This window comes from Kribbella sp. VKM Ac-2568, from assembly GCF_004345365.1.
Taxonomy (GTDB): domain Bacteria; phylum Actinomycetota; class Actinomycetes; order Propionibacteriales; family Kribbellaceae; genus Kribbella; species Kribbella orskensis.
In genome coordinates this window covers 19,475-31,665 of sequence record NZ_SLVF01000016.1, presented here as the reverse complement: position 1 = coordinate 31,665, position 12,191 = coordinate 19,475, and the positions used below count along the sequence as shown (strand labels likewise).

Sequence of the window (12,191 nt, the reverse complement as noted above, 5' to 3'; positions counted from 1 at the left end):
CGGAACCGCAACAGTCTGGCCTTGGAGGCCCGCGCGCTGTCGCGATGCCCTCAACGGCGCTACATCCCCATGTAGGTCCCAGGGGAACGACTTGGCTGAGGCGTTGCAAGACTCCCTGTGCGGATCGATCATGAGGCATTGATTGGGCGGTGCGCCGGTTCGGTTCCGAGTCGTCCGCGCCGCCCTAGGGGAGGGGAATCAGATGAGGAAGTTCGCGCTGCTCGTAGGAGCCGTGCTCACGCTGACGCTGGGGTTGCTGACCCCAGCGATAGCGGTCACACCCGGTGCACTGACCCCGGCGGCGGCCTCTGCCAACTGCCAGGCCTTCTTCGGTGTCGGAGCCGGACCTGAGCCGCTGTCCGCCTGTCAGTGGGACATGCGTGCGATCGGAGTCGGTGCGGCGTCGTACGCCAACGCCACTGGTGACGGCGTCGACGTGGGGGTGATCGACGGTGGGGTCGACTTCACCCACCCCGACCTTGTCGGCAACATCGACGTCGCGCGGTCGTGCTCGTTCATCTTCTCGACCACGCCGACGGCCGACCCACGGGAGGTCGCCAACGGTGACTGCAGCAACAAGGCCGCAGTACAGGATCTGCAAGGCCACGGCACGCACGTGTCCAGCACGATCGCCGGTCGGGTCAACGGCGTCGGCATCGCCGGCGTGGCCCCCAAGGCCAAGATCGTGGCCATCAAGGCCTGCACCATCATGGGCTTCTGCTTCGCCGACTCGGTGGCTGCCGCGCTTCGGTACGCCGGTGACCAGCGCCTCGACGCCGTCAACCTGAGCCTGTTCGCCGACCCGTGGCTCTACTTCTGCGGCAACGACGCCGAGCAGCGAGCGATCCTTGCGGACCTGCGGAGTGCTGCACGGTACGCACAGCAGCGCGGCGTCGTGGTCGTGGCCGCGGCCGGCAACGAGGCGCAGGATCTGGGGCACCCGACCACCGACACCATCAGCCCGGACTGGCCGCCGGACACAGCCGTGACCCGCGAGGTACGGAACAACTGCCGAGTCACGCCTGCTGAACTCCCCGGTGTGGTCACGGTGTCGGCCTCTGGCGTGACCACGCTGGCCGGCTACTCCAACACCGGAGGTCCGGTTGTGGACGTGACGGCGCCGGGTGGCGACGCGGCTCAGACACCTGGTACGACGTTCGGCCGGATCCTGGCCGCCTGGTCGAGCACCGACGGCACCGGGCAGTGGGAGGCACTGGCCGCCGCCGGGCGCGGGGTCGAGGACGCCAACGGCGCCCGCTGGGTCTGGATCAGCGGGACCTCGATGGCATCGCCTCACGTGGCCGGCGTGGCAGCGCTGATCCGTCAGCTCCACCCAAACTGGAGCCCGGGTGCCGTGGCAGCGCAGATTCGGCGCACTGCGACGCCGACGGCCTGCCCGGCCGTCTGGCCGGCCGATGACGTCCGCCAGTGCACCGGCGGGCCGTCGAGCACCACCTTCTTCGGCGCCGGCATGGTGAACGCCTTGGCGGCCACCTCCTGACACCGAAGCGCTGAGTGGGGCGGGCACCTGCCCGCCCCACTCTCGCCGTCTGTGGCTGGGACGCCGAACCTGCGATGCTGCCCTGGCGCATGAAATGCGGGAGAAGCAGGGAGGACCGTCATGGCACGGCAGATCATCACGACCGCGAACGCGCCGAGTTCGCCACTCTACAGCCAGGGAGTCAAGGCCGGACCCAATGTGATCCTCTCGGGCATCGTCGGCATCGACCCGAGCACTGGCAGCCTCGCCGAAAACACCATCCAAGCTCAGACACGACAGGCGCTGACGAATTGTGAGGCCATCCTCCAGGCCGGCGGCGCCGGCCTGGGCGACGTGATCGAGGTGGGCGTACTGCTCACAGACCCCGCCGACTTCGCCGGCCTGAACGAGGAATACGCGCGATGGTTCCCGTCCGATCCGCCGACTCGCTACGTCGCCAAGCTCGGTGTCGAACTGCCTGGACTGCTCGTCTCGATCCGGATGACCGCCTTCGTCGGGTAACGCCGCTCCCAGCCGGAGCCAAGTCAGGCCGTGAGCGCGAAGTGCTCGAGCTGGCGCCAACTCAGCCGACATCACGTCGCTTCGTCAGGAGCAGCGCCGGTACGGCGATGGCGGCGACGTACGCAGCGACGAGCAGCCCACCCGTGGCGGCGGCGACGGTTCCGTCCACGACTGGGACACCCGCCTGGATGAGCGCTCTCGAAGCGGCCGCCGGAAGGTACTTCGCCAGCCCGGGCTCGCGCAGCGCACGAGGGAGCAGACCCTCGATCACGAACCACCACGCGACAGCCGCGATGATCGCAAGGGCCTCGCTGCGCACGAGCGCACCCAGCCCAGCTCCCGCCGAGGCGAACAGACCGGCTGCGATCGTGACCCCGAGCGCGGTGACCGCGGCGTCTCCGGTCAGCAGGTCGACGGGCAGGTCCTTGGCGAGCACCACGATCGCCGTCGCGACGTACGACGCGATGAGCGTGACACCGGCGAAGGCGGTCCCGAGGACGGCGGCAGCGGCGTACTTGCCGGCGAGGAAGTGATCACGACGCGGGGTGACGAGCAGCGATGCGGTGATGGTGTGGTGCCGGTACTCACCGGCCGACGACAGCACGCCGAGCACGAAGACGATGCCCGCGACGAGTAGGCCGGGTACAGAGAGCACGCCGCGAAGGTCCTCACGGCCGAGCGGTGCGGAACCGTGGCTGCCTGCCACGATGGCGATCGCCGTGGTGAGGCCTGCGGACAGGGTGATCGCGATGGTCAGCATCACCCAGGTCAGGCGCAGCCCGAGATGCTTGATCAGCTCGGCCCGGAGCAATGCGGTCATGATGGTCTCTCAGTGGTGAGCTCGAGGAAACGACTCTCGAGGCTGGTGGTCGCGTTGGTCAGTTCGGCCAAGGGCGCGTGCTCGACGAGCCGGCCGCGGTTGATGATCAGGACGTCGTCGACGGTGTTGGTCAGCTCGGCCAGCAGGTGACTGGAGACGAGCACCGTGCCGCCGCCGGTGGCGTACGTGCGGATGAAGCCGCGCAACCAGTGCACGCCGTGCGGGTCCAGCCCGTTGGTCGGCTCGTCGAGAATCAGTACGTCAGGCTCGCCGAGCAGCGCAGCCGCGAGCGCCAGCCGCTGCCGCATGCCGAGCGAGTAGCCGCCGACGCGTCGCCCGGCGGCGCGTCCCAGCTCGACCGTCTCGAGTACGGCGTCCAGCCTGGTGGTCTCCAGGCCGGCGGCGGTCGCGAAGACCCGCAGGGCGTTCCGGCCGGTGCGCGCCGGATGGAACACGCCTGTGTCGAGGACCGCGCCGACGCGACGGGTCGGTGTGGACAGGTCACGGTAGGCGACCCCGTCGATGGTGGCGGTGCCTGAGGTGGGACGGGCCAGCCCGAGCAGGATGCGAAGGGTGGTCGTCTTGCCAGCGCCGTTGGGTCCGAGGAAGCCGGTGACCCTGCCACTTCGGATGTCGGCGGTGAGATCGTCGACGGCGATCACGTCGCCGTATTTCTTGGTGAGGCCCCTGAGGGCGATCTCGGTCATGGCCCCGAAGTTACGGATCGCGAGCTCGCGCGTCGTCGGCCTCGGATCCGAACCTCGCCGTACGCCGCCGGGTGCACGACTACACCCGCAGATGTACGCCTCAACCGTCGCGCGGTACGACCAGGCCACTCTCGTAGGCGAGCATCACCAGCTGAGCGCGATCCCGAGCGGCGAGCTTGGCGAGGATGCGGCTGACGTGGGTCTTCACCGTCGCCGGGCTGACGACCAGCCCGTCCGCGATCTCGCTGTTGGACAGGCCCTGGGCGATCAGGCCGAGTACGTCTCGTTCGCGGTCGGTCAGCCGCGCCAGCTCCGCCGGGCGGGCCCGGGGCGTCTCGGGGCGGCGTACGAACTCGGCGATCAGCCGGCGGGTCACGCCGGGAGCCAGCAGCGCGTCGCCGGCCGCGATCAGGCGGATCGCGGCGAACAGGTCCTCCGGCAGGCTGTCCTTGAGGAGGAAGCCGCTTGCTCCGGCCCGCAGCGCGGCGTACACGTACTCGTCGAGGTCGAACGTCGTCAGCACCAGCACACGGACACCGCCGCACCGCTCGTCCGAGGTGATCCGCCGGGTGGCCTCGATGCCGTCCATGACCGGCATCCGCACGTCCATCAGCAGTACGTCGGGCCGGCAGCTGCGGGCGACCTCGATCGCCTCGGCGCCGGTCGTAGCCTCGCCCACGAGCTCGATGTCGTCGACCAGAGCGAGCTGGGCGCGAAAGCCGTCGCGGACGAGTGGCTGGTCGTCGGCCAGCGCGGCGCGGATCGTCATGGCTCGTCCTCCGCCCGGATCGGCAGCCGAGCCTCCACACGGAACCCTCGCACCGGTCTGGGCCCGGCAGTGAACTGTCCGCCCAACGCGGACACCCGTTCGCGCATCCCGACGATGCCGAGACCGGGGTGGCCGTCGGAGGACTTCCCGTTCCCGGCTCCGTCGTCGGTGATCTCCAAGACGAGCTGGTCGCCGTCGTACCGCACGAGGACCGCGGCCGCCGCCGGCTGCCCAGCGTGCTTGACAACGTTGGTGAGCGCTTCCTGCACCACCCGGTACGCGACCAGGTCAAGGCTCCGCGAGAGCGCCCGGCGGTCGCCTTCGACGGTGAGCTGCACGCCCGCGCCGGCGCGACGCATCGTTCCGACCAGATCGTCGAGGTTCGCCAGCCCTGGGGTCGGATCCAGCTGAGCCGCCGTGTCGCCGCCCTGCCGCAGCACGCCGAGCAGCTGCCGCATCTCTCGGCTGGCGGCCCGGCTGGTCGTCTCGATCGTCGCCAACGCACGCTGCGCCACGTCCGGATGCTGCGGCAGCGCCAGCCTGCCGGTGCTCGACTGAATGGCGATGGTGGTGAGGCTGTGCGCCACCAGGTCGTGGAGCTCTCGAGCGATGCGCAACCGCTCCTCAGCAGCAGCCTGACGTGACAGCGCCTCGCGCTCCCGCTCGAGGAACTCGGCGCGGTCCCGCAGCGCCGCGCTCCGGGTACGGCGGTCCGCGACGACGAAACCGACGATCCCGACCACCAAGGTCACCACAACCATCGGCAGCGCGTCCTCCAGTCGCAGACGGTCTCGGGCGACGTGCGCGAGTTCGAGCGCCGCGACCACGACAGTCGCAGCCGCCGCGCCGACCTCGGCCATACGTCGGGTCGCGTGGACGATCACCGAGTACAAGGCGACCCACAGCCCGAACGGTGCCGACGGCCCGAACACCACCTGGGCAACAACCCACGCGGCCGACACCACCGCGAGCACCACCGCCGGACGCCGTCGTCGCCAGAGCAACGGCACACTTTGGACGAGCACGAGACCCAGCCAGACCGCGCCCAGCAGGATCGACGTCTGCTGCACCGGCTCGCCGGGACCGATCCGTGGGTTGAGCAGGTGGAGCAAAGCCACCGCCGCGACCAGCAGCCAGTCGCCGAGCGGGTGGATCCGCCCCGGCCGGCCCCGGATGCCGGCGCGAGTGACACCGGCGGTGTCCTGCATGACTTCATCGTGCACCCCCGCGACCTGCGCGGGGACCGGGCATGTCTAGCGCCAGCGCCACTGTTGCGTGGTCCTCGACGAAGAACTGGTGATCCACATTGGTGCCCCCGCAGGATTCGAACCTGCGACGCACGGTTTGGGAAACCGATCACCCCACCGACGTACGCCCCTCTAGGCGCGCCTTGGCCACATTAGTTCGGGCGCTCTCGACTCCAGTTGACTCGATCCGGCGCCTCTTTGTTCCCATGGTGTTCCCACGCTGAGCCCAGCTCGCGCCGCTCCTCGTGACTGAGATGACGCTGAGTCCGTGCCGCCGGATGATCGAGTTGACGACAGCACAAGCCGCCGCCGGCCGGAGGAGCCTCCTGCGCGTCCACCGGCAACTCGAGGCTGCATCCCGGTGAACGATGTCGGCGACCTCACCCGGACTCGGCCAGCGGGAAATTCGTCAGGCGGCGCTTTGGGGTTGCGGCGGACGCGGATGATGGGCTGGGCTGGGTGGGGAGTGGTCCATGGCTGGCTGGCGGTGGGCCTTGCGATGACGGAGGTCGACATGGCTGGTTCATCCACGCGCACCAATGCCTTGGACCATGTGGTGGTTGTGCTGTTTGAGAACCGGTCCCTGGACAACGTGCTCGGGCGCTTGTACGGCCCCGGAGACGGGAAGACCTTCGAAGGTGTCACCGGGAAGGATCTGAGCAATCCGATTCCGGAGTGGGCCGAGCACGGCGCCGACCGCAAGGTGGTGCCCTACGGGATCGCGACGGACATGGACTCACCGAACCCGGACTCGGGTGAGGAGTATTACCACACCAACACTCAGCTGTTTAACACCATCGACCAGAACAACCGGTTCAAGATCGGTGAGGGCGTCACGGCACCGTGGAACGCGCCGCCGGCCGGTGCGACGCCATCCATGGACGGGTTCGTCACCGACTACATCAGCACCTTCACCGGCGAGATGGGTCGCCAACCGACGTACGACGAGTACGCCCACATCATGACCGGGTATAAACCGGAGCAGGTGCCGGTGCTCAGCGGGATCGCCCGGGAGTTCGGGGTGTTCGACCACTGGTTCTGCGAGGTGCCGTCGCAGACGTTCATGAACCGCTCGTTCTGGACCGCCGCGACCTCCTCAGGAATGGTCGTGAACTTTCCCGTGCGGAAGTGGTTCGCGCAGAACGACTCGGAGACGATCTTTGAGCGGCTGGACGCGCACGGTCGAACCTGGAAGGTCTACGTGATGGAGCCGATGCCCGTCTCGTTCACCGGGATCATTCACTACGCCCGACTGCACGATCGGTTGGCCACGCACTTTGTTCGGTTTGAGGAGTTCGAGAAGGACGCGGCGGCGGGTACGCTGCCGGACTTTGCCCTGATCGAGCCGAACATGATCTCCGGCCACGGTGACTACCACCCGGCGATGGGTCGGGCGATGGGCCCAGGCATCGAGCCCGGCGTCGACTCGCCGTCGTCCATTCTGGCCGGTGAGGCCTTCTTGCAGCGAGTGTTCAACGCCTACCGGTCGGCGATCTCGGAAACCGGCGCGAATGTCTGGAACACAACCCTTCTGATCGGCTGGGACGAACCAGGCGGAACCTACGACCACGTGCCCCCAGGGCCGGTGCCTCCGCCAGACCCGGCCGCACCCGCGGGTGAGTTCGGGTTCACCTTCGACCGCTCCGGCTACCGGGTTCCCGCGATCGTTGTTTCGCCCTGGGTCGAGCCCGGATCGGTCTACAACGAGGAATACCGACACACCTCTCTGATCGCCACGCTGCGTAAGGCCTGGGACCTCGGTGGACCTCTCACGGGTCGAGACGCCGCCGCCCGCAGTTTCGAGCACGTGTTCACCCTCGACAAGCCCCGCGACCCCGACACCTGGGCGACCGTCGAAGCCCAACCGGTACCCGAATGGACCATGGACCCCGAGGTCCTGGGCCGAGCCGTCAGCGGCCTGGCCAAAGCCCTCATCCCCGGCCTCATCGCGCATGCGAAGGAAATAGGCGTGTCGCTCCCACCCGAGCTAGATGACCCCAACGCCCACGCCGATCTTCCCCCCGCCGACCTCGTCCAGCTCCTCCGAGACACCTGCCTCCACTACTTCCCGGCGCTGGCCGGACGCTGACCCTGGCCAGGGCTGCAAGAGCCGCCGGGTGGATGGGCTGTGTAGAAGCTTTGGCAGAAGCCATCGCCACATCCGCATGGCGCCGGTGGTGCTCACCACCCAGACCGCCAACGTCGGCTCGATGCGTCTCGCGGCGAAGTTGGGGTTCACTCAGGTAGAGCGGTTCGAGGCCTGGGGCGCCGAGCAGTGGCTCGGCATGTGGTCCCGGTCACGCCGTCCAGTTGAGTTTGCGACGAAACCGCCGGGGAGTACCGGCCCGTCCACGCGCGCGAGCGGCCTGCAACCGCGACTTGCCCGCTCAGTCCCGAAGGCATCGCCGCGACGGCGATCGCTCCGGGCTGGACCGCGACCGACATGGCGGCCGTGAACTTGAGCGGCGACGGGTACGACCGCCGCCGGATGGAGAGCCCGCTGGAACGGGTCGCGGATCCTTCCGAGGTGGCGGCGGCGATCGTCCACCTGGCGTCTCAAGAGGCCGAGTTCGCGGCGGGACGTGCTCGACTTGAATGGGGCTCATATCTTCGCATGTAGCCGGGCTTCGTCCCACAGGTTGCGGTAGGCGACCGACGCCGGGGCGGTGCGGGCCCAGGCCACCACCGGGGCGCGGCGTACGCCCATCTGCTCGACCACCGAGGCCATCGGGATCGCGGTGGCGGCGACGTCTTGGTGTTCGTTCGGGAGTTGCTCGGACAAGTCGCGGTGCAGCCGGCGACGACGGTCGACCATGGACAGGAACGCGAGCAGGTCTGGCGCAGGCCCCTTGGCCTCGGCGATGAACGACCGCAGTTGGTCCAACGTGCGCACTGACAGGGGAGCGGGCACCAGTGGAGCGAGGACGAGGTCGGCGGCACGCACGATGCCCTCGGAGACGAGCGAGACGCTCGGCGCACAGTCGAGTACGACGACGTCGTACTCGTCGGCCATGCTGTCGAGGAGCCGGCCGAGGCGGCGGGTCGGCTTCTTCTGCGCGTCCAGCAGCAGGTCGAGGTTGCGGTAGGAGAAGTCGGACGGCAGCAGGTCGAGGTTGTCGAAGTCACTCGCTTTGACCGCGTCGCGGAGGTCACGCCGGCCGGACACGAGAGCCTCGCCGCCACCCTTGACCTTGGGCCGGACCCGGAACAGGTACGTCGCACCGCCTTGCGGATCCAGGTCCCACAACAGGACTCGTTGTCCGCTCTCGGCGGCCAGCCAGGCCACGTTCGCCGCCGCGGTCGTCTTCCCGACACCGCCCTTGATGCTGTACGACGCGACGATCCTCATCGGCTGGTCACCATCCTGGCGTAGAGGCGCTGGTTGTGTTTGCGATTGAACCGCTGCCATCGGTCGGCCACCTCGGCCCGCGCGGCGTCCTGACGAAGCTGCAGGTGGTGTTCGAGGCGACCCATCGCGATCAGCGTCGCCGGGGGCGCCCCGGCCTTGGCGAGTTCGACGGCGTACTGGTGGACGCTGATGCGTTGGGCCTCGGCGTCCTGGAACTCGCCGAGGATGTCCTGCAAGAGCTTGAGCTCACTCACGGCCTCGCTTCGGGCGTCCGCGCCGTACAAGCTGCCGAAGAACTCGAGCAGGTAGCGCAGCTCCTTGCAGCGCTTGCGCAGGTCGTGCACGGCTTCCGCCGGAGAGGCGTCGGTGATGGTGTCCCCGCGCTTCGCGACTCGCTTCCAGGCCCGGCTCAGCTGGTCGTCGGCGACCTCGATCACCGGCCGCTCGGCGGGCCCAGCGACCGCCAGTTCGCGCTGCCAGCCGTCGAGCAAGGCGGCGAATCGCTCGGACCGCAGTGCACGGTTGAGTGCGGCGTGCGCCGTCTTGCGGTGCCGCGTGAGCTGCCTTCGGAGCGGCTCGAGCTCGCCGGATGCGTTGACGTGGCTGACCAGGTCCTCGAAGCCGAGCAGGTACACGTCGAGATCACGGCTCAACGAGGTCTGATCGGCGAGCCACTTGAGCTCGACGGCGTAGCTCGCCCGGATGTCCTCGTCGATCGTTCCGTGCGCGAACTTCAGCACGGCTCGGGTACGGCGCACCGTGACACGCAGATCGTGGAGGAACTCGGTGTCTAGTTGGCGAAGCGTGCCCTCGACGTTGTCGAGGACGATCTCTCGTAGTTGCGTGAGCGTGCCGGCGAACGCCTGGGTGACCGGGATCCGCGGGATGAACTCCAGGTCGGGCTTCGACCGGAAGCTGCGCGGATGGAGACCGGCGGCCCGGAGGACCGACTCGAAGAGCGGCTCCTTGGCCGGCCCGAACCCGGGGATGGCATCCAGCGTCCGGCACACCTTGGCCGCGTCCTTGTCGTAGCCGCGGAGAGACTCGATCCTGGCCCGCAGGCCGACGGGCGCGCCGTCCCGGACTGTTGTGGGACCTTCGACGACGATCCGTGCGACGGTCTTCTCCTCCGGGCCGAGCACCGAGAGCACCTGAACAGGACCGCTCGCGACTACGCGCGGTAGCAGCGCCCGCACACCGATCAGTTCGAGGACGCGGTCTCGCGTCACACCGTCCGGAAGCGACTGCGCGGTGACCGCTGCACGGCCGATCGGCTGTCGGGAGATCCGCTGCCCTTCGAGGTCGCTCAGCACCAACCACGACTCGCGCTTCCGTACGTGGTGCTCGAGCAGCAGTCCAGCGCGGAACAACCGCCAGTCATGCGTGTCGAACCAGACTCTGCGCTCGGTGTGGTGGACGTCGCCGCGCACCGGCAACGCGTCGGTCAGCACTTCGACGCACGACGGCCCGACCGCCTCGTCGACCACGAACTCATCCGCCACCCTCGGCTCCCAAGAAACGCGACGTGAACGATGAATGAACGCAGGTATGTCTCACTCCAGTGAACTACGGCATGCCCCTGTCGCGATGCGGGCGCGCGGACTACCGGTCTGCCGATATTCGGTCAGCAGGACCACCCGGCGCGACTAGAGTCCTGGTCGTGCATCGCATCGACACTCCGCCTGCCGCCGCTTAGCGGACGGCTTCTCGACCCGCGGGCGGCGCAGCTGCTGCGCACGGGGTCGACTCAGCAGCGCCCTGCGTCATGTCGGATTCGGCGTCGTCGACGAGAGCGGCGAACCGGCCGCGGTGCAGCCGCCCGGGAAGGCTGCCGTCAAGGTCGCACGCGTGCCAAGACGCCCACCCGCAGAGCCTCGGCCGCGAAGGCAGCCCAAGCCGCCGTATCCACACCGGCGACGTACGTGCGGCGCTTCACGCGCGCTCGTCGCAGCAGCACACTAGTGCTCGAGCATCCTTTAGTGTCCTTCATGAACAGTCGCCGGTCGCGGGCTCGAGCCTGTTGCGCCTGTGCTGTGGCGGGGTGAGGGGAGGGACCTTGCCATCCGGCTTTGGGTCGCTTGTCGTGGTCGTGGTCATCGCGGCGCTGGCGCCGTTCGTCGTCGCCCTGATGCCACGCCGGTTGCGGTTGCCGCAGGTCGTGCTGCTACTGGTGGCCGGCATCGTGGTTGGTCCGTCTGTTGCCGGTTGGGCGAAGCCGGATCCTGTCTCGCTGTTTTCGTCGATTGGCCTGGGCTTCTTGTTCCTGCTCGCCGGCTATGAGTTGGACCCGGCGCTGCTGCGGGAGCGGGCCGGGCGGTTGGCCGCCACGTCGTGGCTTGTGAGTCTGGCTGCAGCCGCTGCCCTGCTGGGTGTCCTGTACGCGGTGGGGTGGGTGGACTCGCCGGTGGTGGTCGCGATTGCGCTGACTACAACGGCGCTGGGCACGCTGCTGCCGATCCTTCGTGACAACGACATGCTGGGCGGTCGGTTCGGCCGCTACGTGTTCGCTGCCGGCGCGGTGGGGGAGCTTGCGCCGATCGTGGCGATGGCGTTGTTCCTCGGCACAAGGGGTTCCTTGGTCGAGGCGATCGCCCTCGTCGTGTTCCTCGTGATCGCGTACGTGGTCGCGGTGCTGCCCGGTCACGTCCGGGCCACGCGTATCGGGCAGATCATCCTCGACGGGGAGCACTCAACGTCGCAGACGACGCTGCGGCTGGCGATCGCGCTGCTCTTCGTGCTCCTGCTCGCCGCAAGCGACCTGGGGTTCGACAACGTGTTGGGTGCATTCGTCGCCGGGATGGTGCTGCGCCGCTGGTCACCCGGTCGCGTCGACCTGCTCGAGGCGAAACTCGACGCGGTGGGGTACGGCTTCTTCATTCCGATCTTCTTCGTCTATTCGGGGATGACCCTCGACGTCGAGGCCATCATCGCCAACCCTGCGCCGATGTTGGTCTTCTTTGCTGTGATGTTCGTTGTGCGTGGCCTGCCGGCGCTGTTCTGGTACCGGAGGGACTTACCCCGGATCGAGAGGGTCCAGATGGTGTTCATCACCGCCACCGCCCTCCCGCTGCTCGTCGCGCTCACCGCCGTCGGAGTTTCTAGCGCCACCATGACAACAGCGGCGCAGGCTGGCGTCATCGGGGCCGGAGTTCTCTCGGTGCTCGTGTTCCCCCTTGTCGCAGTAGGGCTTCAGCAGCGCAAGTCCGCGGCCAGTTCCTCGCAACCCGACCCGGGCCCAGAGAACCGTCCGAGCGAACCCCGCGCATAGTGCCGCTCACGTGCGCTGACGGTCAGGTG

Annotated in this window: 10 protein-coding genes and 1 pseudogene; 5 read left to right on the top strand and 6 right to left on the bottom strand. The window is 68.4% G+C overall.

Annotation, left to right across the window (positions count from 1 at the left end; genetic code table 11):
• Positions 1–202 precede the first annotated feature (202 nt).
• Positions 203–1,501: a S8 family serine peptidase gene (locus tag EV648_RS35850; RefSeq protein ID WP_132299808.1), complete on the top strand. Its 1,299-nt coding sequence runs from the start codon at positions 203–205 to the stop codon at positions 1,499–1,501.
• 120 nt (positions 1,502–1,621) lie between these two features.
• Entirely contained in the window at positions 1,622–2,002 is a 381-nt protein-coding gene (locus tag EV648_RS35845; RefSeq protein WP_132299806.1) for a RidA family protein, read from the top strand.
• Positions 2,003–2,063: 61 nt separating this feature from the next.
• On the opposite strand, the gene EV648_RS35840 is transcribed toward EV648_RS35845, so the two are convergent.
• From EV648_RS35840 to EV648_RS35825, 4 genes are all read right to left on the bottom strand, one after another.
• Complete coding sequence (locus EV648_RS35840; RefSeq protein WP_132299804.1) at positions 2,064–2,822, bottom strand: ABC transporter permease; 759 nt, start codon at positions 2,820–2,822, stop codon at positions 2,064–2,066.
• Positions 2,819–3,529 carry an ABC transporter ATP-binding protein gene (locus EV648_RS35835; RefSeq protein ID WP_132299802.1) on the bottom strand — a complete coding sequence of 237 codons (711 nt, stop codon included), beginning with the start codon at positions 3,527–3,529 and terminating at the stop codon, positions 2,819–2,821. Before EV648_RS35835 ends, EV648_RS35840 begins: the two co-directional genes overlap by 4 nt.
• Positions 3,530–3,629: 100 nt before the next feature.
• Positions 3,630–4,298: a response regulator transcription factor gene (locus EV648_RS35830; protein ID WP_132299800.1), complete on the bottom strand. Its 669-nt coding sequence runs from the start codon at positions 4,296–4,298 to the stop codon at positions 3,630–3,632.
• Complete coding sequence (locus tag EV648_RS35825; RefSeq protein ID WP_132299798.1) at positions 4,295–5,506, bottom strand: sensor histidine kinase; 1,212 nt, start codon at positions 5,504–5,506, stop codon at positions 4,295–4,297. The genes EV648_RS35830 and EV648_RS35825 overlap by 4 nt, the downstream gene beginning before the upstream one ends.
• Positions 5,507–6,059: 553 nt before the next feature.
• On the opposite strand from EV648_RS35825, the gene EV648_RS35815 reads away from it, so the two are divergent.
• Positions 6,060–7,634, top strand: coding sequence for an alkaline phosphatase family protein (locus tag EV648_RS35815; protein WP_158294161.1), 1,575 nt, complete (start codon positions 6,060–6,062; stop codon positions 7,632–7,634).
• Positions 7,635–7,943: 309 nt separating this feature from the next.
• Positions 7,944–8,165, top strand: a pseudogene (locus EV648_RS45385) (SDR family oxidoreductase); the annotation flags it as partial.
• On the opposite strand, the gene EV648_RS35800 reads toward EV648_RS45385, so the two are convergent.
• Complete coding sequence (locus EV648_RS35800; protein ID WP_132299794.1) at positions 8,148–8,894, bottom strand: ParA family protein; 747 nt, start codon at positions 8,892–8,894, stop codon at positions 8,148–8,150. The pseudogene EV648_RS45385 and the gene EV648_RS35800 overlap by 18 nt on opposite strands.
• Positions 8,891–10,396 carry a CHAD domain-containing protein gene (locus EV648_RS35795; protein ID WP_158294160.1) on the bottom strand — a complete coding sequence of 502 codons (1,506 nt, stop codon included), beginning with the start codon at positions 10,394–10,396 and terminating at the stop codon, positions 8,891–8,893. Before EV648_RS35795 ends, EV648_RS35800 begins: the two co-directional genes overlap by 4 nt.
• A 581-nt stretch (positions 10,397–10,977) precedes the next feature.
• Between EV648_RS35795 and EV648_RS35790 the strand changes: the two genes are divergently transcribed.
• Positions 10,978–12,162: a cation:proton antiporter gene (locus EV648_RS35790; RefSeq protein WP_199235011.1), complete on the top strand. Its 1,185-nt coding sequence runs from the start codon at positions 10,978–10,980 to the stop codon at positions 12,160–12,162.
• The last annotated feature ends 29 nt before the right edge of the window (positions 12,163–12,191 follow it).